Source organism: Nonomuraea rosea (assembly GCF_039539705.1).
Taxonomy (GTDB): Bacteria; Actinomycetota; Actinomycetes; order Streptosporangiales; family Streptosporangiaceae; genus Nonomuraea; species Nonomuraea rosea.
In genome coordinates this window covers 59,788-81,483 of the sequence record NZ_BAABDQ010000034.1, presented here as the reverse complement: position 1 = coordinate 81,483, position 21,696 = coordinate 59,788, and the positions used below count along the sequence as shown (strand labels likewise).

General features: G+C 68.6%; 17 protein-coding genes. 8 read left to right on the top strand and 9 right to left on the bottom strand.

Annotated features, from left to right (window positions below):
- Positions 1–84: 84 nt before the first annotated feature.
- From ABEA43_RS49095 to ABEA43_RS49090, 3 genes are all read right to left on the bottom strand, one after another.
- On the bottom strand, positions 85–1,614 hold the full coding sequence (locus tag ABEA43_RS49095; protein WP_345572995.1) for a UxaA family hydrolase: 1,530 nt from the start codon (positions 1,612–1,614) through the stop codon (positions 85–87).
- Between the two features lie 236 nt (positions 1,615–1,850).
- Positions 1,851–2,435, bottom strand: coding sequence for an enolase C-terminal domain-like protein (locus ABEA43_RS68360; protein ID WP_425570551.1), 585 nt, complete (start codon positions 2,433–2,435; stop codon positions 1,851–1,853).
- A 25-nt stretch (positions 2,436–2,460) separates the two neighbouring features.
- The gene (locus tag ABEA43_RS49090) at positions 2,461–3,594 is read right to left on the bottom strand and encodes an ROK family transcriptional regulator (RefSeq protein WP_345572994.1); all 1,134 of its coding nucleotides are present in this window, start codon (positions 3,592–3,594) and stop codon (positions 2,461–2,463) included.
- Positions 3,595–4,030: 436 nt separating this feature from the next.
- Between ABEA43_RS49090 and ABEA43_RS49085 the strand changes: the two genes are divergently transcribed.
- The 8 genes from ABEA43_RS49085 to ABEA43_RS49050 all read left to right on the top strand — a co-directional run bounded on the left by ABEA43_RS49085 (position 4,031) and on the right by ABEA43_RS49050 (position 14,702).
- On the top strand, positions 4,031–4,852 hold the full coding sequence (locus ABEA43_RS49085) for a carbohydrate ABC transporter permease (protein ID WP_345572993.1): 822 nt from the start codon (positions 4,031–4,033) through the stop codon (positions 4,850–4,852).
- A 9-nt stretch (positions 4,853–4,861) separates the two neighbouring features.
- Positions 4,862–5,809, top strand: coding sequence for a carbohydrate ABC transporter permease (locus ABEA43_RS49080; RefSeq protein WP_345572992.1), 948 nt, complete (start codon positions 4,862–4,864; stop codon positions 5,807–5,809).
- 31 nt (positions 5,810–5,840) lie between these two features.
- Positions 5,841–7,175, top strand: a complete 1,335-nt coding sequence (locus tag ABEA43_RS49075; protein ID WP_345572991.1) for an ABC transporter substrate-binding protein — start codon at positions 5,841–5,843, stop codon at positions 7,173–7,175.
- Positions 7,176–7,238: 63 nt separating this feature from the next.
- The gene (locus ABEA43_RS49070) at positions 7,239–9,428 is read left to right on the top strand and encodes an alpha-galactosidase (RefSeq protein ID WP_345572990.1); all 2,190 of its coding nucleotides are present in this window, start codon (positions 7,239–7,241) and stop codon (positions 9,426–9,428) included.
- Between the two features lie 29 nt (positions 9,429–9,457).
- Positions 9,458–11,800, top strand: coding sequence for a glycoside hydrolase family 95 protein (locus ABEA43_RS49065; protein ID WP_345572989.1), 2,343 nt, complete (start codon positions 9,458–9,460; stop codon positions 11,798–11,800).
- A gap of 124 nt (positions 11,801–11,924) precedes the next feature.
- Positions 11,925–12,977 carry an aldo/keto reductase gene (locus ABEA43_RS49060; protein WP_345572988.1) on the top strand — a complete coding sequence of 351 codons (1,053 nt, stop codon included), beginning with the start codon at positions 11,925–11,927 and terminating at the stop codon, positions 12,975–12,977.
- A gap of 36 nt (positions 12,978–13,013) precedes the next feature.
- On the top strand, positions 13,014–13,880 hold the full coding sequence (locus tag ABEA43_RS49055) for an amidohydrolase family protein (RefSeq protein ID WP_345572987.1): 867 nt from the start codon (positions 13,014–13,016) through the stop codon (positions 13,878–13,880).
- Positions 13,881–13,967: 87 nt separating this feature from the next.
- The gene (locus ABEA43_RS49050; RefSeq protein ID WP_345572986.1) at positions 13,968–14,702 is read left to right on the top strand and encodes a phosphotransferase enzyme family protein; all 735 of its coding nucleotides are present in this window, start codon (positions 13,968–13,970) and stop codon (positions 14,700–14,702) included.
- A gap of 282 nt (positions 14,703–14,984) precedes the next feature.
- Here the strand turns inward: ABEA43_RS49050 and ABEA43_RS49045 are convergent, their stop codons facing one another.
- From ABEA43_RS49045 to ABEA43_RS49020, 6 genes are all read right to left on the bottom strand, one after another.
- On the bottom strand, positions 14,985–15,374 hold the full coding sequence (locus ABEA43_RS49045; protein WP_345572985.1) for a hypothetical protein: 390 nt from the start codon (positions 15,372–15,374) through the stop codon (positions 14,985–14,987).
- Between the two features lie 220 nt (positions 15,375–15,594).
- Positions 15,595–17,403: a DUF2264 domain-containing protein gene (locus ABEA43_RS49040; RefSeq protein WP_345572984.1), complete on the bottom strand. Its 1,809-nt coding sequence runs from the start codon at positions 17,401–17,403 to the stop codon at positions 15,595–15,597.
- Between the two features lie 13 nt (positions 17,404–17,416).
- A complete protein-coding gene (locus ABEA43_RS49035; protein WP_345572983.1) occupies positions 17,417–18,415 on the bottom strand; it encodes a hydroxyacid dehydrogenase in 999 nt (332 codons plus the stop codon).
- On the bottom strand, positions 18,412–19,329 hold the full coding sequence (locus tag ABEA43_RS49030) for a carbohydrate ABC transporter permease (RefSeq protein ID WP_345572982.1): 918 nt from the start codon (positions 19,327–19,329) through the stop codon (positions 18,412–18,414). The genes ABEA43_RS49035 and ABEA43_RS49030 overlap by 4 nt, the downstream gene beginning before the upstream one ends.
- A complete protein-coding gene (locus ABEA43_RS49025) occupies positions 19,326–20,222 on the bottom strand; it encodes a carbohydrate ABC transporter permease (protein WP_345572981.1) in 897 nt (298 codons plus the stop codon). The genes ABEA43_RS49030 and ABEA43_RS49025 overlap by 4 nt, the downstream gene beginning before the upstream one ends.
- 66 nt (positions 20,223–20,288) lie before the next feature.
- Positions 20,289–21,554, bottom strand: coding sequence for an ABC transporter substrate-binding protein (locus tag ABEA43_RS49020; protein WP_345572980.1), 1,266 nt, complete (start codon positions 21,552–21,554; stop codon positions 20,289–20,291).
- Positions 21,555–21,696: the final 142 nt, after the last annotated feature.

Below are 21,696 nucleotides of genomic sequence, written 5' to 3'. Positions count from 1 at the left end.
AGTGGACGGCCGTCCCGGGGGGCCGACGTCCCGCCGCGCCGGGCGTGAAGCGGGTCACGTGGGCTCCGTCCCAGAAATCGGACGTCACACTACGGCTCCCATCCGCCACGGCACGATCTCCTCCGCGCCGAACCCGAGCGCCTCGGACTTGCTCGGCGCACCCGATGCCAGGTCCACCAGCGCCTCGAACAGCAGGATTCCATGCCGGATCTGCTCTTCTCGCGACATCGCCCGGCCCGCGTCGAAGTCCATGTCGGCACGCATGTGCTCGTACAGCCGCGTCGTCGTGCTGATCTTGAGGCAGGGGGTCGGGCGCGATCCGAAGACCGATCCCCGGCCGGTCGTGAACGCCAGCAGGTTGGCCCCGCCGGCGACCATGCCGGTGGCCGAGACCGGGTCGTAGCCGGGGGTGTCCATGAAGGTCAGCCCTGCGGCGGTGACCGGCTCGGCGTAGGCGACGACGTCGTTGAGCGGGCTCGTGCCGCTCTTCAGCACCGCCCCCAGCGACTTCTCCCAGATGGTGGTGATGCCGCCGTCCCTGTTGCCCTTGGAGGGGTTGTTGTCCAGTTCGGCGTTGTTGTCGGCCGTGTACTCCTGCCACCAGGCGATCAGCTCGTCGATCCGGCGGGCGATCACGGGCGCGGCGGCCCGCCGGCGCAGCATGTGCTCGGCGCCGTAGATCTCGGGAGTCTCGCCGAGGATGACCCGGCCGCCGGCGGCCACGAGCAGATCGGCCGTCACGCCCAGCGTCGGATTGGCCGTCAGGCCCGAGTAGGCGTCGCTGCCGCCGCACTGCAGCCCCAGGACCAGTTCGGCGACCGGAATGGGCTCCCGCCGCAGGCCGGCGAGCTGCGACGCCATGGCCGTGAGAGCGTCCAGCGCGGCGTTGACGGTGGCGGCCGTGCCGCCCAGGTCCTGGATGGTGAGGGTCTCGACGGCCAGGCTGCCGCCGAAGATGTTCTCCGGCTGGTTGATCTCGCAGCCCAGGCTGACCAGCACGACTCCGGCGATGTTCGCGTGCCCGGCGTACCCGCGCAGGGTGCGGCGCAGGATGTCGTCGCCGGTGGTGCCCTCGGCCATGCCACAGCCCAGCTCGTGGGTGAGAGCGATGACCCCGTCCAGGCCGGGAGCCCTGACCTGGGTGTTGGCGGCCTGCGCGACCATCCTGGCCACCGTCGACGAGCAGTTCACCGTAGGCAGCACGGCGAGGTAGTTACGGGTCGCGGCCCGTCCGTCGGGCCTGCGGTAGCCGAGGAAGTGCTCGCGTGCCGGGGCGGCCGGCGGGGACCACGGCGATGGTGCGGCGGTGGCCGCCCCGTGGCCGAGGCTCTGCGGCCCGACCCCGAGGTTGTGCGTGTGAACGTGGGCGCCGGGCGGGATGTCCCGGAGCGCGATGCCGATGATCTCGCCGTACTTGCGGACGGCCGCGCCCTTGGCGACTGCGCGGACGGCGACCTTGTGGCCCGCCGGGATGTCGTCGAGCGCGGCGGCGGCACCCTCGTTCACCCGTACGAGCGTGCCGCGACTGAGCGGCTCCCGCACGAGCCCCACGTCGTCCACGCCCTCCAGCGGTACCAAGGGGATCGAGACATCGGCCGGCATCGGCGCGGTCATCCACGTTCCCGTGAATACCCGCAGATCCAGCTATTCCGCGAAAGTGCAATTCCGGATTCAGTGGTTGTCACGAAAATCACCTATCAAACTGGGCCGGTCCCGGTCCCGGGAAGGACCTGGCCCGGCCTACGACGGCCTCCGGGCCGAAACCGGCGCCGACCCGCTGGAGGATGGGAGTGGTGGCGCGCCGCAGGGCCGCCGGCCGGACCGTGATCACCGGACTCACCATGCTCGGTTCACAGGTCCTTCCATGAGTCGCTGACGCCTTTCACCCGGCCATGAGCCTTGCGGCGTCCCCGGGGAATGCTGAGAACGTTAAAGCCCGAGGTCCGAGGTGTGAAGCGCGTGTTTCGGCAGGCAACGATCCGATAATCGAATCGGCGACTCCCCGCCCGTCGGCCCGTGGTGATGCCGGCTACGTACGGCGGACGGCTCCGACGCCGCGGATCTGCCAGTTTCGGCGGGCGTCGGGGGCGATGGCCGTCGACGCACCCGGGGCCGTGGGGTGCGACCCGCAGGCCCCGGGCTGATGCCTGGGCAGCGGCCTGCAGCCATTCGGTGACGCCACCGACGCGCGTGGCGTCGGCCTGGACGACCCGGATCGCGCCGTGGTGTCTGAAGCCGCGGAACTGAGGCGGTCGTAGAGCGCGGTCTCGATCGACTGGACGTCGCCGTCGAGGATGCCGATTTCGAGGGCCGGATGCTGGTCGCGAAGCTCCCGCACCACCGCCGGCAGGAATGCCGAGCTGGCGGTGTCGACGACTTCGATCCACGTCTTGAGCCAGACGAGTTCCAGGGCCGTTCGGTTCCGTTCTCCACATCATTCGGGTCGCGTGCCCGCCGCCGTCACGAGTGCGTGGTCAGGGTTCCGTCGAGCATCGAGCGGATGACCGACGCGGCCGAGCCTCGCGCCCAGTCCTCGAAGGTATGCGACCGCGCGATGATCTTGCATGCGCGGGCCGATCCGAATACGTGGTCGTCGAACGCTTCGCGCACGCGACGTTCGAACAGGTCGTAGTTGGTGACCGACTCGCCGGCCACGAGGATGACGCTCGGGCCCACAAGGTTGGCCATGGTCGCGAGGGCGAGTCCGATCATGGAGCCGGCTCGTTCGAACGCCGCGCGCGCTTCGACGTCGCCGGCTCGGGCGAGCGCGACGGCCTCCCGCATGGTCATGAGCGGGTCGTTCTTGGCGTCCCGGACGGCATGCACGATGGCGCTCGATGATGCGACGGTTTCCACGCACCCACGGCGCCCGCAGGTGCAGAGCAGGTCGCCGGGTGCGAGTGGAAGATGGCCGATCTCGCCGGCGACCCCGTGATCACCTTCGACGACGTCGCCGTTGACGTACAGGCCGCAGCCGATGCCGGCGCCGATCGTCACGATCGCGAACGAGCCGGAATCGATCCCGATGCCGAACCACTCCTCCGCGATGGACAGCGCACGCACGTCGTTGTCCACCACGACCGGCAGATCGCACTGCTCGTGGATCAGCTCTCGCAAGGGGACTGCCGACCAGTTCAGCCGTGGCGAGTTGCGCACGATGCCGGTGGCCTTGTCGACGTCGCCGGAGACCGCCACGCCGACGCCGACCACTCGCTCGGCGTCGGCGCCCAGGCGGTCCAGGAGATCGTGCACGACGTCGGCCACGCCCTCCACGACCACCGGTGACGCCGTGCTGGCCAGGGGCCGGTGGATCGAGTGGAGCACATTCGCGCGCATCGTGGTGGCGACGCCGAAGACCTCGTCGACGCGGACGGTGATCCCGATGGCCAGGCGCGCCTCCTCCTGAACGCTGATCGGTTGCACGGGGCGGCCCGGCGTGGACGACCGTCGGTTGTCATGGGTCGAGATCAGACCCTGCTCAGTGAGCCGCGCCACGGCCTTCGTGACCGCCCCCTGGGACAGCCCCGTCCGGCGGGCGACCTCGATGCGGGGGATGGGACCGTGCTTGAGGATCTCGGCCAGCACGGTCGTCACGGCGGGTGAGTCGCGTGCGGACCCCAGCTCCGAGCTCAGCGAGCCGCTGACAGCTACACCGGCTACGTCGCCGCTAACGGTGCGAGGTGGCTCGATCATCACAGTGCCTCTCTGCGCCGCTATGGACGGCCCGGCCGACCGCTTCAAGGAACTTTGTTTCCTTTAGCAATTATATCAACGCCAAGCCAACGCGGCGTTCCCACGTCGTGCACAAATCATTACTTGACACTGGAATGTAACCGAGCCTATCGTCACCGACCACCGTCAGCTTCTAACCGACGGCACCGCCCGAAGGTGAAAGGTCAAGGGAGACTCCATGCCGATAATGGCGAGACCTAGGCCAGGAGGGCGTGAGCGCGCGTACCACCGGGCAGCGTCGCGTAACCCGTCGCATCGCAACGACTGGCGGCTCGCGTTGCTCCTCATAGCGCCGGCCGTGGTGGGTTTCGCGGTGTTCGCGGTCTATCCCACTGTGCGCGGCGTCTACCTCAGCTTCACCGACTTCCAGGTACTGAGCCCGCCGAAGTGGACCGGCCTGGACAACATCCGTGCCCTGCTCGACGACGACATGTTCTGGCACTCGCTGCGCGTGACCTTGTACTTCGTGGTGCTGTCCGTCGTGTTCGGCCTCCTCGTGTCGCTGATCACAGCTGTCGTCCTGCACCGGCTGACCAAGTCGACGGTGATCCGCGGGCTGGTCATCCTCCCGTTCCTCATCTCCGGTGTCGTCGCGGCGCTCGTATGGCAGTGGATGCTCGACCCGCAGCTGGGGATCGTCAACGTCCTGATCGAGAACCTCACCGGTAAGCCGATCAAGTTCCTCGGCTCACAGGAGTGGGCGATCCCGTCGATCGCGCTGATCAGCGTCTGGAAGTCGATGGGCTACAGCACGATCCTCATCGTCGCCGGCCTGCAGACCATCCCCGGCGAGGTCTACGAGGCAGGTCGCCTGGACGGGGCGAACGAGTACCAGATGTTCCGGCGGCTGACGGTGCCGCTGCTGCGGCCGATCATGGCGATGGTGGTCGTCCTCACCGTCATCAGCTCGTTCCAGGTGTTCGACATCGTGCAGGTGACCACCAAGGGCGGACCGGCCAACGCGTCGAACGTCCTGCAGATGTACATCTACGACAAGGCCTTCAACCAGTTCGACTTCGGCTACGCGGCGACGATGTCGCTGTCCTTGTTCGTGATGCTCATCGTCATCACCTTCATCCAGCTGCGCCTGCTGCGCGCGAACGAATCCGACACGAACTGAGGACGAGCCATGACCACGACTGCCATGATCGCTCCCGAGGGCCGGGCCGCCACGCACACGGCGACGCCGCCTGGCCGCAGAAGGCGGCTCTCGATCGGCCGGGCGGTTGCCTGGGCGTACATCGCAGGCTTTCTGCTGGTCACGATCTTCCCGTTCTACTGGATTCTGCGCACCGCACTCTCCAACAACTTCGCGCTCAGCACCGACCCGGCGTCGATGCTCCCTGTCGGATTCTCGCTGGGCGCCTTCGAGCGGGTCTTCGGCCTGACCAGCCAGGCCGAGGCGCTCGCGCAGGGTGGATCCGGCGCGTCGCTGGACATACCGCTCTTCGTACGGAACTCCGTGATCTACGCGGGGCTGCTCACGTTCCTCGTCGTCACATGCTCGGCGTTCGCCGCCTATGCGTTCGCGCGGCTCCAGTGGCCTGGGCGGAACCTGGTGTTCTCCATCCTGCTGGCCGGCCTGATGGTGCCGGGCATCTTGATGCTGCTGCCCAACTTCGTGCTGATCAACGACCTCGGGCTGGTCAACACTTTCGCCGGCCTCATGCTGCCCGGCGCGCTCTTCTCCGCCTTCAACATCTTCTTCCTCCGGCAGTTCATGCTCGGGCTCAGCAGGGAGGTCGAGGAGGCCGCGCTGATCGACGGCGCCGGACCGGTGAAGCTCATGTTCCGGATCACCTTCCCGATGATGTCCGGTCCGCTCACCACCCTGTCTGTCCTGACGTTCATCGGGACCTGGAACGACTACTTCTGGCCGCTGCTGGTCGCCAACGATCCGCAGGTCAGGCCACTCACACTGGCGCTTGGCGTATTCCAGCAGGCATCACCGCAGACGCAGCCCGACTTCGCCGGCCTGATGGCCGCCACGCTTGTGGCCGCGGTGCCGATGTTGCTGCTGTTCGTGATCTTCGGAAAGCGAATCGTGAACTCCATCGGCTTCAGCGGGATCAAGTGACCCTGCGGGGCAGCTAACAGAGAGGCATCTCATGAGAACCGGAAAGATCGCCGCCGCAGCGGCCGGCGTCACCGCCCTGCTCGCCCTCGCCGCCTGCGGCGGAAGTGCCGAAGGCGGCAGCACCACCGTCAACTGGTGGACCTGGTCGCCCGATCAGACCGCCGCTTACAGCACATGCATCCCCGCGTTCGAGAAGGCCAACCCGGGCATCAAGGTCAAGATCTCCCAGTACAACGTGAGCGACTACTTCACCAAGCTCACGAGTGGTTTCGTCGCCCGCGACGCGCCTGACGCGTTCCAGAACAGTGTGACCTTCTTCCAGTCCTACGCGAGGCAGGGCCAGCTCCTCGCCATTGACGACCTCATCAAGCAGTCGAAATACGACCTCGGTGTGTTCGCCAAAGGGGTCGATGTGTGGAAGTTCACTGATGGCAAGCAGTACGCCCTCCCACTGGACTGGGCGGCCGGCGCCCTTTACTACAACAAGGCCCTCATGACCAAGGCCGGATTGACGGACAAGGACCTGCAGAACCTCACCTGGAATCCAGCGGACGGCGGCAGTTTCCTGTCCGTGGTCAAGCGGCTCACCGTCGACAAGAAGGGCGTCCGCGGCAACGAGCCTGGCTTCGACAAGGAGAACGTCGCCGTGTACGGGATCGGAACCGTGGCCTCGGACGACAACCTCGGCCAGACGACGTGGGGCCCGTTCGCCGCCACCACCGGCTTCCAGCTCACCGACAAGCCCAACTGGCCCGGCCAGTTCAACTACGGCGACAAACGCTTCATCGACACGATGGACTTCATGCGCAAGCTGTCCGACGACGGTTACGCGCCCGAGCTCGGCCAGTTCACCACCGGCAATGCGGACCAGATCGGCTCGGGCTCGGTGGCGATGGTGGCCGCCGGCTCATGGGACGCAGCCGCGCTGGCGAAGCTGCCCGGCCTCAAGCTCGGCGTCGCCCCGGTGGTGAAGTCGCCCGACGGCACTCGTTCTGTCATCAGCAACATGAACGGCAACAACATCTGGTCCGGCACCGCCCACCCCGAGCAGACCTGGAAATGGGTCTCCTACATGGGCTCGGAAGAGTGCCAAACGGCGGCCGCCACCTTCAACGGCTCGCTCTTCCCGTCCATCGCCGCCTCCATGCAGGCGCTCGTCGACTCCTCGGCCAAGGACGGCCTCGACCTGTCCGTGTTCGGCGAGTACCAGGCCGACGGTGAGCTCTTCCCGGCGCCGGCCTACAACAACGGCGCGGCGATGGAGTCGAAGATCAGGCCACAGTTCGAGGCGTTCTTCCTGCACCAGGTGAACGACGAGGTGTGGCCGGCCCTTCAGAAGCAGACCGCGCAGATCATCTCCGATTGATACCGGGTCGGCCCGAATCGGCTGCGGCCGAACGCGCCCATCCCACGATCACACGAAGGAAGCATGTCTACGACAGAACAGCCGGCGCCCATCGTTCACCTGCGTGGCGGCTCAACCAGCTTCATCGTGGAGGTCGCCGCCCCGGTGCCGCGAGTGCTGCACTGGGGCGCGGACCTCGGCGAGCTGTCCCCCGCCGAGCTCGACACGATCCGCGCGACCGCCGTGCCCGGCGTCACCCACAACTCGACCGACATGCCACGCCGGCTGAGCGTTCTCCCGACGGAAGCGGACGCCTGGTCGGGCACCCCGGGTATCGAAGGACGGCTCCGCTCGACCGGCATGCCCTATCCGCGCTTCGATCTCGTCGGCCACACCGTTGAGGAGGCCGGCTCGGCTCTCGTGATCGCACTGCGGTCCGGCGATTTCGGCCTCACCGTCCACCTGCGGTACGCGCTCGACGAGCACGGTGTCGTCGCAGCCGGCGCTGATGTCAGGCGGATGGACGGCGATGATCAGCGATCTGCCGACGTCTTCGATCTCTCGGCGCTCACGATCATTCTCCCGCTGCCCGAACGCGCCGTGGAGCTCGTGGACTTCACCGGCAAGTGGTCTCGGGAACGCAGTCCGCAGCGTGCCGACATCGCGTTCGGGTCCCACCTGCGCGAGAGCCGCCGCGGGCGGCCGTCCCTGGACTCCCCGTACCTGCTGCTGGCCGGGACGAGGGCCTTCGGTTTCCGCACGGGGGAGGTGTGGGCGCTGCACGTCGGCTGGAGCGGGAACCAGCGCTATTACGTCGAGCAGCTGCCGGAGGGAGCGGGTGCGCATCGGGCCGTCCTCGGCGGCGGGGAGCTCCTGCTGCCCGGGGAGGTCGCACTTGGCGCGGGCGACTCCTACCGCACCCCGACGCTCTACTTCGCCTGGTCCGACCAGGGGATGGACGGCATAGCCGGACGTTTCCACGACATGCTCCGGTCCCGGCCGCAGCACCCGGCCGGCCCACGACCGCTGATGCTCAACACCTGGGAGGCCGTGTACTTCAACCACGACCTCGACACCCTCGTCGACCTCGTCGACCGCGCCGCGACGGTCGGCGTGGAACGCATCGTCCTCGACGACGGCTGGTTCCTCGGGCGCCGAAACGATCGGACGGGCCTGGGCGACTGGTTCGTCGATCCCGACGTCTGGCCGCAGGGGCTGGCGCCGTTCGTCGAGCGAGTCCGTTCCCACGGCATGCAGTTCGGCCTCTGGTTCGAACCCGAGATGATCAACCTCAGCTCGCGCCTCGCCCAGGAGCATCCGGGCTGGGTGCTCGCACCGGCCTCCGGCGCCGGCCCTGCCGTCCGGCACCAGCATGTCCTCAACATCGCGGACGAGGACGCGTGGCAGTTCCTGTTCGACCGCATCGACGCGCTCATGTGCGAATACGCGATCGACTACATCAAGTGGGATCACAACCGCGAACTGCACGAGGCCAGCCGCCGAGACGCCGGTGGGCGAGCCGGCGTCCGGGCGCAGACCGAGGCGCTCTACCGGCTCCTCGACGCACTCCGTACCAAGCACCGCAGCCTGGAGATCGAGTCGTGCGCAAGCGGTGGCGGCCGGGTCGATCTGGGTATCCTGCAGCACACCGATCGCGTCTGGCCATCCGACTGCAACGATCCGGTCGAGAGACAGCAGATCCAGCGCTGGACCGGGCAGCTGATCCCGCCCGAACTCATCGGAACCCACCTCGGAGCCGCCGAGGCCCACACGACGAAGCGCGTCACCTCGCTGTCGTTCCGCCTCGCTACGGCCTTGTTCGGGCACGCGGGCATCGAGCAGGACCTGACCGCGTGCAGCGACGAAGAGCTCGGGACGATCCGGGCATGGGGGAAGCTCTACAAGGAGCTGCGACCGCTGCTGCACAACGGACGCGTCGTCCGAGCCGACGTCGCCGACGAGCAGACCCTGCTGCACGGTGTCGTCAGCCAGGACAGGAGCGAGGCCGTGTTCAGCTGGGCCCGGCTCGGCACCTCGACGGCGATCCAGGCCGGCCGGGTGCCGTTGCCCGGACTCGATCCCAGGCGCAGCTACCGGCTGCGGCTGCGCACCGAAATCGGTGCGCCGGTGTTGCACGAGCACGCCCCGGAATGGCTGGCCGCAACCGAGAAGGGCGCCGTGACCCTGAGCGGGCACGTCCTGGCGCGGCTCGGACTGCCGATGCCCACGCTGCAGCCCCAGCAGGCGATCATCCTGCAGCTTCACGCCGCCTAGACCGACACGACCCGAGAAAGTGAGCGACCATGCCTCTGGCCGGCACCGACCACCTGGGTGACGACAGCTCGCCGGCACCGGCCGAGGCCGGCGAGCTGTGGTACCGCGAGCCCGCGACGCGCTGGTTCGAGGCCCTCCCCATCGGCAACGGCCGCCTGGGCGGGATGGTCTACGGCGGCACCGACGCCGAACGGATCCAGCTGTCCGAGTCGACCGCCTGGTCCGGAGCGCCGTCCGGCAACGATGTCAGCCCGACCGGGCTCGATCAGCTCGATCGCATCCGGGCGCTCCTGTTCGCCGGCGAGCCCGCCCAGGCGCAGCGGTTGACGGCCGAACACCTGCTGGGCCGCCCCACATCGTTCGGCACCAATCTCCCGCTGCCGGAGGTCGTGATCGAGCACGACGACGGCGGCCCGGTCCAGGACTATCGCCGCGGCCTGAATCTCACCGAAGGCGTCGTCCGGTCGGCCTTCACCCGCCGCGGCATCCGGTACACGACCGAGGCGTTCGCGTCGCATCCCGCCCGGCTGATCGCCTACCGTCTCGAGGCCACCGCCCCGGGCGCCGTCAGCCTCCAGGTGTCCGTGGGAGAGAGTGTCTTCCCGCTGACGACGAGGATCGAGAACGAGGATCTCGCGCTGTCCGGGCGAGCGGTCGAGACGCTGCACAGCAACGGCCGCGACGGCGTCGACCTCACCATCCGGATCAGGCTCCTGCATGACGGCGGGACAAAGACCGCCACGGACGGGCGGCTCCTGCTCGACGGCGCCGACTCGGCGACCGTCCTGGTCGCGATCGGGACGACCTGGCAGCACGGACGGCCGGACGAGGACGCCCTCCACCCGCTGGACGCGGCCGCGTCGCGGAGCTGGCCGGAGCTCCGGGGCGCCCACCTCGCGGACGTCTCCGAGCTGATGCGGCGGGTATCGATCGACCTCGGCAGCACCGGCCCAGACCTCCGGGAGCTGCCGACCGGCGAGCGTCGCGACCGGCTGTCCGCCGGCGAAGAGGATCCGGAGCTGATCGCCCTCTACTTCCAGTACGGCAGGTACCTCACCATCGCCGGATCGCGGCACGACTCGCCGCTGCCCCTGGCGCTGCAGGGACTCTGGAACGATGGCCTGGCCAGCAGCGCGTCGTGGACGAACGACTTCCACCTCGACATGAACACCCAGCAGAACTACTGGGCCGCCGAGGCGACCGGCATCGGCGAATGCCAGGAACCCCTGCTCCGCCTCGTCGAGAACCTCCGGCTGCACGGCCGCGACACCGCCCGCCGGCTCTATGGCGCACGTGGATGGGTCGCCCACACGATCACCAACGCCTGGGGCTACACCGCACCCGGATGGGGCATGGGCTGGGGGCTGAACGTCACCGGCGGAGCCTGGATCGCCATGCAGCACTGGGAGCGGTGGGAGTACGGCCGGAACGAGCGATTCCTCCGTGACCGCGCCTATCCAGTGATCAAGGAGGCCGCCGAGTTCTTCCTCGACTACCTCGTCCCCGAGCCCGATCACGGCTGGCTCGTCACCGGCCCGTCCGACTCGCCGGAGAACTGGTATCTCGCACCCACCGGAGAGGAATGCTCGGTGTCGATGGGGGCGACCTGCGACCGCGTGTTCGTCGACGCGATCTTCCGGATGTACGTCGAAGCCTCGGAAAGGCTGGACCTCGACATCTCACTCCGCGAACGGATCCGTGAGGCGCGCCGGCGACTCCCGCCGTTCCGGATCGGACGCCACGGCCAGTTGCAGGAGTGGCTGATCGATCTCGACGAAGCGGTGCCCAGCCACCGGCACACCTCGCACCTGATGGCGCTCTACCCGGAGCGGCAGATCACTCCGCGGACCACCCCCGGCCTCGCCCGCGCGGCCCGGGTGACCATCGAGCGCCGCGAGGCGGCGCCCGGATGGGAACAGACCGAGTGGGTCGAGGCCAACCTCGCCGTCTACTTCGCCCGGCTGCTCGACGGCGACACCGCCCATCGGCACGTCCGCAGTCTCATCACGGACGCCAGCGAGGCGAACCTGCTGTCCTTCTCCGCCGGCGGCGTCGCCGGCGCCGCCCAGAACATCTACTCCTTCGACGGCAACGCCGGCGGCACGGCGGGCATCGCCGAGATGCTGCTCCAGTCCGACGGGGAGGAGATCGAACTGCTGCCCGCGCTCCCATCCGCGTGGCCCAGCGGATCGGTACGCGGGCTCCGGGCCCGCGGCGGCCTCGAAGTCGACCTCACCTGGACCGGCGGCCACCTGGACCACGCCACCTTCCGGTCAGCCGAGCCCGTGCGAACGCGCGTCCGGTATCGAGATGACGTGCATCTATGCCAGGTCCGGCCCGGGAGACCGTACCGGATCGCTCCGGCTCGCTGACCGGTGGCGAGATGGGCCGCCCGGCACATCCCTTATCCGAAAGTCCGACATCCGCTGTTCGACGTTGCCAGGCCCGGGCGGCGCCGGCTGAATCAATGCAGGCACACACGAAAGGGGAGCCAGCGTGCCGAAGACACACCGCCCCGCCGGAGCGATCGACGATGCTCGTGTCCCGGTCGGAGATCATGGACTCGACCTGCCGCGCGTCGGTCTCGGTACCGCCTCGCTGGCCAACTTCCTCGGTGTCGTCCCGGAGGAGCAGGCCGTCGAAACCATCCGCCGGGCATACGACGCAGGCATCCGCTATTTCGATACCGCGCCGCTGTACGGGCACGGCCTCGCCGAACGGCGCCTCGCCGCGGCCCTGGACGCCAAGCCACGTACGGACCTGGTCATCTCGTCCAAGGTCGGCCGGCTCCTGCGCGCCGGCGCACCCCGCGACGACAGCCAGTACTACGAGGGAGAGCCCTTCTACACCGAGGTACCCGCGACCGGCCCGGTGTGGGACTTCAGTTATGACGGTGTCCGCACCTCACTGGAGGAGAGCCTCGACCGGCTGGGCCTGGACCGGGCCGACATCCTCTATCTCCACGACCCGGACCATCACTACGAGGACGCCGGTACCACCGCCTACGCCGCCCTGCGAGACCTGCGCGAAGCCGGAACGGTCCGGGCGATCGGCGCCGGCATGAACCGCACGCCGGTGCTGACCAGGCTCGTGGAGAACTGCGACCTCGATCTCGTCCTCCTCGCCGGGCGGTACACCCTCCTCGACCAGAGCGCCATGACCGACCTCCTGCCGGCCTGCCGCAGGCGAGGAACGAAGGTCGTCGTGGGCGGCGTGTTCAACAGCGGCATCCTGCTGGATCCGTCGCCGCAGGCGCGCTACGACTACGTTCCCGCTTCCGGTGTCATCGTCGAGAGAGCCCGACGGATCAAGGCCATCTGCGACCGCTACGACGTGCCATTGGCAGCGGCGGCCATACAGTTCCCCCTCGCCCATCCCCAGGTCGCCAGCGTTCTGATAGGAGCCCGGTCACCCGACGAGCTGAACATGGACCTCGACCTGCTCCAGGTGGACATCCCGGCTGCGCTGTGGCACGACCTGCGCTCGAGTGACCTGTTGCCCGAGGACGCCCACGTCCCTTCCGGCGTCACGGCCGGGCCCGGCCACTGACGCGATCACTGACGCGATCCGGAGGGACACGCCTTGATGGACGACCGGCACGCTGTTCGCATCGACGCGCACCAGCACTTCTGGGACCCCGCCAGGTTCCGTTATCCATGGATGGACGACGCCGCGTTGGACCCGGTGCGCCGCCCGTACACGCCGGACGACCTCGCCGGCGAGCTCACGGCCAACGGCATCGACGGCACGGTCCTCGTCCAGACCGTCTCCGACCTCGCCGAGACGCGCCTCTTCCTCGACATCGCCCGTGAGACCCGGTTCGTCCACGGCGTCGTCGGATGGGTGGACCTCACCACGCCCGCTGTCGGCGAGGTCCTCGACGAACTGCTCGACGAGTACGGGCCGCTCCTCGTCGGCATCCGCCATCAGGTCCATGACGAGGACGACGCCGCGTGGCTGGAACGTCCCGACGTCCGGCACGGGCTTGGCCAGGTGGCGGCCCGCGGACTCGCCTACGACCTGCTTGTGCGGACCCGCGAACTCCCTGCCGCCACTGCCGCCGTCGTAGCCCTGCCCGACCTTCGCTTCGTGCTGGACCACATCGCCAAGCCCGGCATCGTCGCCGGCTGGGACGAACCCTGGGCGGCGGCCATCGCCGACCTCGCCGCGCTTCCCCATGTGCGGGTGAAGCTCTCCGGCATGGTCACCGAGGCGAACTGGACCAACTGGTCCGCGGACACCCTGCGGCCCTTCATCGAGCGTGTCGTCGACCTGTTCACCGTCGACCGCGTCATGTTCGGCTCCGACTGGCCTGTCTGCCTGCTCGCGGCATCGGCCTACGGCGACGTCGTGGATGCCGTCTCCACCGTCCTGAGCGGGCTGAGCCCGGCGGAATCAGAACAGGTCTTCGGCCGCAACGCCCAGACGTACTATCGTCTGCCGGGCATCTGAGGCCGCCAGGTGCGCCCCAGGCGGCCCGGCTCACGGGCAGATAAGGCATGGTGCGTTCAGATGTTCGGGACCCATACCATGTGGCCAGTGGGGTGGGAAACACTCGGGCAGTGGGGCGAAGACGTCGCTCGCATCGAACCGCTCGCCGGCGGAGTCGCCAACGACGTGTGGAGCGTGCGCGTCAACGGGCACCTCGCGGTCGGTCGTCTCGGTACCAGGAGCGACGCTGATCTCGCGTGGGAGACCGAGCTCCTCCAATACCTCGACCGTGAAGGTCTGACCGTGCCGGTGCCGATCCCGACTACGGACGGCCGCCTGTTCGCCGAGGGTCTGGTGGTGATGACCTACCTGGATGGCGGACCGCCCGAGACGCAGGCCGACTGGCGTCGCGTGGCCGGCACGCTCCGCGAGCTGCATCGGCTGACACAGGGCTGGCCGCAGCGCCCGGGTTGGCGATCGTCGACCGACCTCCTGCACGCCGAGACCGGGACGAGGATCGACCTCGGCGCGATGCCCCCTGAGAGCGTCGCTCGATGCCGGGCAGCGTGGGCGCGGCTCACCGGGCGTCAGCCATGCGTCGTCCACGGCGACCCCAACAACCCTGGCAACGTCCGCATGACCGCGAATCAGGTCGCGCTGATCGACTGGGACGAGTCGCACGTCGACGTCCCCGACCTCGACCTCGTGCTGCCTGACAACGCCGCAGGGCTGGACGACGGCGCGTACGACATCGCCGCGCAGGCGTCGGCCGCATGGGAAGCCGCCGTCTGCTGGGACGACGAGTTCGCAGTCAAGCGGCTCGCCGAAGTTCGAGCGGTCTAGGCAACGCGAAGATGTAGCGGGTGATGCTGGCGCGGCGGTGCTCTGCGGTGGCGGGGCTGTCGAAGACCGGGGCGTGCAGGGCGCGGGCCAGCGGGGTGACGCCCTCGGCCTGGCCGGTCTCCAGCCGACCGGGCAGATCGAGAATCTGCCCGGTGGTGATCCCGCCGGATGCGGGTGGCCCTGCTGGTCCAGCGCGGCGTCGTCCTGCATGCCGACCTCAGGCACGTGACGGGTGCCCGCACAACGCCCCCTGGCGCACGACCATCATGCCGGCCTTCGGATCTATTCGATCGCGGTGACCGTGATGGCGTTGCTCAACGCCGACTTGTTGCCCACGGCGTCCACTGCCCGCATGGTGAGGGTGACCGGTCCGGGAGCGTGGGCGTAGGCGAAGGCCACGGAGCTGTTCGGGAATTGGGGGCGGATGAACGGGTTGATGTCGCTCTCGAATGCGCCGTCGAGATAGAGCTCGTACGTGATCGCGGCCTTCGGTGTGACATCGTCCGTCGAGAGCGAGTAACTGAAGGACAGCTCGAGGAACTGGTACTCGAAGACCGACAGGATGGTGGGGACGCTGGGCGGGGTGGTGTCAGTGGCGGCAGCGGCCGGCCCGGTGAGAACCGAGGCGGCGAGCGAGGCGCCTAAGAGCAGAGCGATTGCGCGACGAGACATTGGCTGATTCCCATCTGCCGATGAACAACGACACGTGCGACTGTTCGCCCCCAACACGTTCCGGGATGACGGATGGTTCAACCGATTCTCTGGCCGCTCACGCCGCTCCATCGACGCGCCTGGAAGAAGGAACGAACGCGCTGCCCGGCCTTTGAGGTCCACATTCGCGGGCACCGCGCAGGTCCGCGGCAGTCCTGTTCGCACCGGTAACTGATCGACATCATCTCGTCCCGGTTGCACGCTCGGCGACCCATGCGGGGAGCACGGGCGGCTGCGCCCACGCGGATCGCCAGGCATCCCCGTCGGGGTCGGCCAGGACGGCGCACGCCAGCCAGTGCTCTCCCGGATCGTGGCGGGCGACGAGGGTGGGCAGGACGGTGCCCGGGTTGATCAGATTGGTGTTGGGCTCGGTAAGGATGACCCGCCCGTCACGCGCATCAGACGACGCACCCGGCAGATCGAGCAGGCCGCTGCCGCCAGAGGGACCGACCGCCCAGGCGGCGCCCGCGGTTTCCAGCGGCTCGATGCCGTCGCGGCCGACGGCGAAGCCACCCTCCGCGCTGTCCACCGGCCGCTCGCAGCGCAAGCGGTGGACGCGCAGATGCCACGGCGGGCTCGGCAGCAACCAGGTCTCCACCTCCACGCCCGGCATGGGCCGCCAGAGGGAGCGCAGCGCATCACCGTCAGCCGCCGCCTCCACCGACCGCTCGCGCACCCGGTAGTGCACGCCGTCGTCCGACAGGGCCAGCATGTTGTCGGCCGCCGCCTGCGCGAGGCCGTGGCCCCCGGCGGGAACGCTGAAGGCGAACGCGGAGGAATAGGCGAACTTGGCGTACTTCTCCGCCGCGTGGCGCGGCCCCCACTCCGCCCACTGGGTCCCGCCGGCCAGCGCGGTCACGTGCCGGCCGCCGCGGTCCCTGATGATCACCATGCCGGCCTGGGGCATCGCGTGGACCTGCGGCAGTTCGGGCAGGGCCGCCTCCTCGGCCTGCCAGAAGGCATGGTCGCCGGGCAGCGCGAGCGGCAGGAAGAACTTCAGTGCCCAGTAGGGCGAACCGGGCGAGTTGTAGCCCTCCGCCATGATCAGGTTGGGGTAGCCGTACCCGATGGAGAGCGTCGAGCCGGGCTGGAAGATCGGACGGCGGCTCCACCAGCGGAGGTGGCGCAGCGCGAGCCCTTTGAGCACGCCCCAGGGCAGCGCCTCCACGTCGGCGAAGGCGAGCGCGCCCCAGAAGGCGCCCTGTGCGAAGCGATAGGTGAGGCTCCGCCCGTACGGCACGGCCGCGCCGTCGCGCGTGAACCAGTGCGCGAAGTCCCGGGCGAACAGCGCGGCCCGCTCCCGGAACCGCGCCGCCCGCTCGACGTCGCCGGGGGCGAGCGTGGCGTAGATCAGGCCGTAGAAGTGCATCGCGAACGGGATGTAGTAGTCGCGCTGCGTCGTCGGGCCGTCGGAGTACCAGCCGTCCCCCAGGGAGAAGCTCTCCAGGCGGTCCAGCGCCTCCCCGGTCGCGGTGGGGTCGTGCGCGGCGCCGATCCTGGCCAGGCCGAGGTTCACCAGCACGCGGAAGAACAGCCAGTTGTTGTCCGGGGTCCCCCGCTGGTTGATCTGGGAGAGCCAGCGCACCAGGTTGTCGCGCGCCGGCCGCGCGAGCGGCTCCCACACCTGCTCAGGGACGAGGGCGAGGGCGAAGCCGATCGCCGCCATCTCGACCAGACGCTGATCGCGGTCGACCGGATCGCCCCAGAACTCCGGCCCCCCGGGGTCGCTGCCGCTCTCCAGCCCTCGGCGGTAGGTTTCCCAGCCGTCGAAGTGCCCTCCCCCCGCGGCCAACGGCGCGAGGCCCCAGAGCGGACGGGCGAAGCCCTCCAGCTCCGCGGCGGTGTCGTCGAAGCTCGCTCCCGTGCTGCCGAGCCGTACCCGGGCTCCGCCGGGGCTGAACGCGGGGGCGAGAGGCGTGCACAGGTCACGCACCGCTTCCTGCAGGTCCGCACGGGTACGCAGCGGGTTGCCGGCGAGCGGATTCGTCATGGGCTTGTCCGTATCATGCCGAGCGGCCGATCGTCTCGGGAAGAACGGGGTGTGCGAACGGGAGGCCACGGCTGTACCTGTCCAGCTCGTCCAGGGCCGAGTGGGCCAGGCGGCGTAGCTCGCCGCCTGCCGAGCCGGCGATGTGCGGGGTGAGGAGGACGTTCGGCAGGTCGTAGAGCAGGGAGTCCGCCGGGAGGATCTCGGGCTCGGTGACGTCGAGCACGGCGTCGATCCGGCCCGAGACCAGCTCCTTGGTGAGCGCCGCCATGTCCACCAGCGAGCCGCGTGCGGTGTTGATGAGCGTGGCGCCGTCGGAGAGCAGCCCCAGGCGGCGGGCGTCCAGCATGTGACGGGTCTCGGGCAGCGCCGGGGCATGCACGGAGATCACGTCGGCGGCGGTCAGCAGCTCGTCGAGGCCCACCAGCGGGGCACCGAGCGCGGCAGCTCCGGCCTCGTCGAGGTAGGGATCGCTGATCAGCAGGTCGAGGTCGAAAGAGTGGAGCAGGTCGAGCACGCGGCGGCCGGTGTGAGAGGCCCCGATGATCCCGACGGTCTTGCGGTAGTTGCCCAGCGAAGGGAAGTGCGCGGCCCAGTCGAGGGCGCGGCGCTCGGTCCGGTAGAGGTCCCTGATGCCGAGGACGCGCTTGCCGGCGAACAGTATCGCGGCGACGGTGTACTCGGCCACGGGGACCGCGTTGGTGGCGGCCCCCGACGAGACTGCGATGCCGCGTTCCCAGCAGGCGTCCGTGATCAGGCTCTTGACCGTGCCCGCCACGTGGACGACGGCGCGCAGATCGGGCGCCCGTCGCAAGACGGCCGCGTCGATGGCCGGACAACCCCAGCAGGTGACCAGGATCTCGGCCGAGGCCAGCTCCGGCACGTCCGTGAAGTCGTTGACGACCAGGCCGGGGTCGACGTCCACCAGGCGGGTGAGCCGGTCGAGCCCGTCCGGCCCGAACAGGCCGTCCATGAATCGCGGCTCCATGGCGAGCAACGCGCGGGGCAGGGTCACTTGACGGCTCCCGTGGTCATGCCGGCCTTCCAGTAACGCTGCAGCACCACGAAGGCGATGACCAGCGGCACGACGGCCACCAGCGAGCCGGTGATGGCGAGCAGGTAGTCCTCTGGGTGGCCCTGGTTCAGCGACGTGGTCTGCCAGGTGTACAGACCCAGGTTGAGCGGATAGAGATGTTGATCGGTCAGCATGACGAGCGGCAGGAAGAAGCTGTTCCAGATGCCGGTGAACTGGAACAGGAAGATGGTGACGAAGGCCGTGCGGAGCATCGGCAAGCCGATGCTGAAGAAGGTCCGCAGGTCACCGGCGCCGTCGACGCGGGTCGCCTCGATCACCTCGGCCGGCACGTAGGCGGCGCTGAACACCCTGGCCAGGTAGACCCCGAAGGGGAAGACCAGGCTCGGGAGGAAGACGCCCCAGAAGGTGTTGACGATGCCGACCTTCGACGCCAGCAGGTAGATCGGCAGGGCCATCGCGCTGGCCGGCACGAGTACGCCGAGGAGGATCAGCCCGAAGATCTTCTCCTTGAACGGGAACGACAACTTGTCGAAGGCGTATCCCGCCGCGACGCACAGCGAGGTCGCGATGAAGGCGCCTCCCACGGCGTAGAGGGCGGTGTTGCCGAGCCACCGAAGGTAGATGCCGTCGTCCGCGGCGAACAGGTGCGCCAGGTTGGTCCCGAGGTCGAAGGTCCGGCCGAAGGTGAAGCCGTTGGTGCCGAACAGGTCGCGCATGTTCTTGGTGGCCGCCATGAGCAGCCACAGCAGCGGCATCACCGTGTAGAGCATGGCGAGGGCGAGCACGCCGTTGACGGCCGTACGTGAGAGCAGGCGCGGCATGAGGCGGGTACGGCGCTTCCTGTGCGGTGTGGAAGCGCGAACCGCCGGTGCGGGCGTGGCGGTGAGAGTCATGGCTGCGTCCTCCGCGCGGAGAATCGGGTCACGATGAAGGACAGGACCCCGCCGAGCAGGGCGAGCAGGATCGAGGCGGACGCGGCCAGGCCGTAGTCGTGGTTGTCGAAGGCGGCCCGCATCGCGTACATGCTCGGGCTCCAGGAGCTGCCGATCTCGGTCGACGCCCGGTAGATGACTTTCGGCTCGGTGAAGAGCTGCAGCGCGCCGATGACGGTGAAGAGCAGGTTGAGCGCGATCGCCGGGCGGATGAGCGGGATCTTGATCCGCAGGGCGATCCGCAGCCCGGTCGCCCCATCGACCGTCCCCGCCTCCAGGACGTCCCTCGGGATGGCCTGCAGGGCGGCATAGAGGATGACCATGTTGTAGCCGATCCACTCCCAGGTGGAGATGTTGACCACCGAGAACAGGGCGTGGTCGGCCGACAGGAAGCTCCACCTCACGCCGGCCGACTCGAGCAGGTCGATCACCGGGCTGAGCCCAGGTGCGTACAGGTACACCCAGATGATCGCGGCGATGAGTCCAGGTACGGCGTGCGGCAGGAAGAGGCCGAGCTGGAAGAAGCGCTTCGCCCGTGCCATGGCCGAGTCCAGCAGCAGCGCCAGCACGAGCGCGCCCCCGATCATCACCGGGATGTACAGCAGCACGTACATCGCGATGACCAGGAAACTGTCGCGGAACGCCGCGTCGCCGAGTGCCCGGCCGTAGTTGCCGAGGCCGGCGAAGAAGGTCTCGACGCCCCCGAAACCGAGGCCGGAGCTGCGTTCGGTGAACAGGCTCAGCCACGTCGCGTACACCAGCGGTGCGATGGAGAAGGTGAGGAAGAGCAGGAGGAACGGGCCGATGAGCAGGGCGGCGGTGCGTCCTTGCCGCCGGGTCAAGCGAGGCGCCACGGCATCTCCTTCACAGGTCGAAGGGGGGTGTCCGCCTCTCTGGGCGGACACCGATCCTGGATGGCACTACTGGGCGACGCTCAGGCCGCGGTTCTTGAAGTCGGCCACGGTGGCCTGCTGGGCACTCGTGAGTACGTCGGCCAGCTTCGTCTCCCCGCTGGCGACCTTGCCCAGCGAGTCGGAGATCGTCGTCCCCGTCACACCGGCGCTCGGCCCCCACGTCCAGCCGGCCGGCACCGACTCGTACGCCTTGGAGACGACGGAGAAGATGTCCTGGCCTCCGTAGAAGTCGGTTTTGAAGGCTGTGGTGGCCGGCAGCAGGGCCGGCGCGGCGGGCAACATGCTGCTGGTGCCGCTGGACAGCCAGGCCTTCATGCCCTCGGGATCCGTGGTGATCCACTTGATGAACTCGAAGGCCTGCTCCGGGTGCTTGGCGCCCTTGGGGACGGTGAAGGCCGAGCCGCCGAGCATCGCGGAGGCCGGTCGGCCGTCCAGGCTCGGCACCGCCGCGATGGCCCACTTGCCCTTCTGGTCGGGAACGGTGGACTGGAGGGCGCCCGCGCACCAGTTGGCGCAGATGTAGGAGACGACCTCCCCCTTCTGCACCGCCTGGAAGAACGCGTCGTCGCTCGTCGAGTTGTACGTGCCGACCAAGCTCTTCAGGACCAGGTCGTTCCAGTACGCGGCTACCTTCTTGGACGGCTCGTCGTCGATGGCCACCTTCCACGACTGGCCCTCGGTGCCGTACCACCGTCCGCCGCCCTGCCAGGAGAGCGCGGCCACCACCCCGGCGTCGGCGGTCGCGAAGATCCCGCCGCGCGCCTTCGGATCGGCCTTCTTCACCTCCTCGAGGAGCCTCGTGTAGTCGTCCCAGGTCTTCGCCGGTTTGAGCTTGTGCTTGTCGAAGAAGTCCTTCCGGTAGAAGAACACCAAGGGGGCGACGTCGCGGGGGATGCCCCACGTCTTGCCGCCGAGGTTCACCAGCTGCTGGACCTGAGGGGGGAAGTCCTTGGCGACCACCGGGCCCGCCGTCTCGGTGAGGTCCTCCAGCTCACCCTGGCTGACCACGTCCGGCAGCTGGTTGTACTCGACGATGGCCACGTCGGGAACGTTGCCGGCCTTCACCGAGCTGGCGAGCTTGGTGTAGTAGTCCCCGCCGCTCGGAACGTTCTCCCACTTGACCTGGAAGTCCTTGTGGGTCTTGTTGAAAGCGGCGGTGACGGCGTCAGAGGCCTTGACGAAGGAGCGGAACGTGATGACCTCCGGCCCCGGTTTCGCACCGGAGGCACCCGAGTCCGTGCCCCCGCAGGCGGCGAGTGTCGGCAGCGACACGACAACACTCGCGAGGAGGGCCGAAATCCGCAGGCATCCAGGCTTCATGTGCACCGTCCAGGGGAGGGGAGTGAAGATGGCTGCAATCATTTGATTTCGAATGAAGCCTGTCAATGCACCCAAGAACGATGATCAGTTACAG

Coding starts and splice junctions, on each gene's coding strand:
- ABEA43_RS49095 (WP_345572995.1), bottom strand. CDS start 1,614: ATGACCGCGCCGATGCCGGCCGATGTCTCGATCCCCTTGGTACCGCTG.
- ABEA43_RS49055 (WP_345572987.1), top strand. CDS start 13,014: ATGGACGACCGGCACGCTGTTCGCATCGACGCGCACCAGCACTTCTGG.
- ABEA43_RS68360 (WP_425570551.1), bottom strand. CDS start 2,435: ATGTGGAGAACGGAACCGAACGGCCCTGGAACTCGTCTGGCTCAAGAC.
- ABEA43_RS49075 (WP_345572991.1), top strand. CDS start 5,841: ATGAGAACCGGAAAGATCGCCGCCGCAGCGGCCGGCGTCACCGCCCTG.
- ABEA43_RS49070 (WP_345572990.1), top strand. CDS start 7,239: ATGTCTACGACAGAACAGCCGGCGCCCATCGTTCACCTGCGTGGCGGC.
- ABEA43_RS49030 (WP_345572982.1), bottom strand. CDS start 19,329: ATGACTCTCACCGCCACGCCCGCACCGGCGGTTCGCGCTTCCACACCG.
- ABEA43_RS49045 (WP_345572985.1), bottom strand. CDS start 15,374: ATGTCTCGTCGCGCAATCGCTCTGCTCTTAGGCGCCTCGCTCGCCGCC.
- ABEA43_RS49065 (WP_345572989.1), top strand. CDS start 9,458: ATGCCTCTGGCCGGCACCGACCACCTGGGTGACGACAGCTCGCCGGCA.
- ABEA43_RS49040 (WP_345572984.1), bottom strand. CDS start 17,403: ATGACGAATCCGCTCGCCGGCAACCCGCTGCGTACCCGTGCGGACCTG.
- ABEA43_RS49080 (WP_345572992.1), top strand. CDS start 4,862: ATGACCACGACTGCCATGATCGCTCCCGAGGGCCGGGCCGCCACGCAC.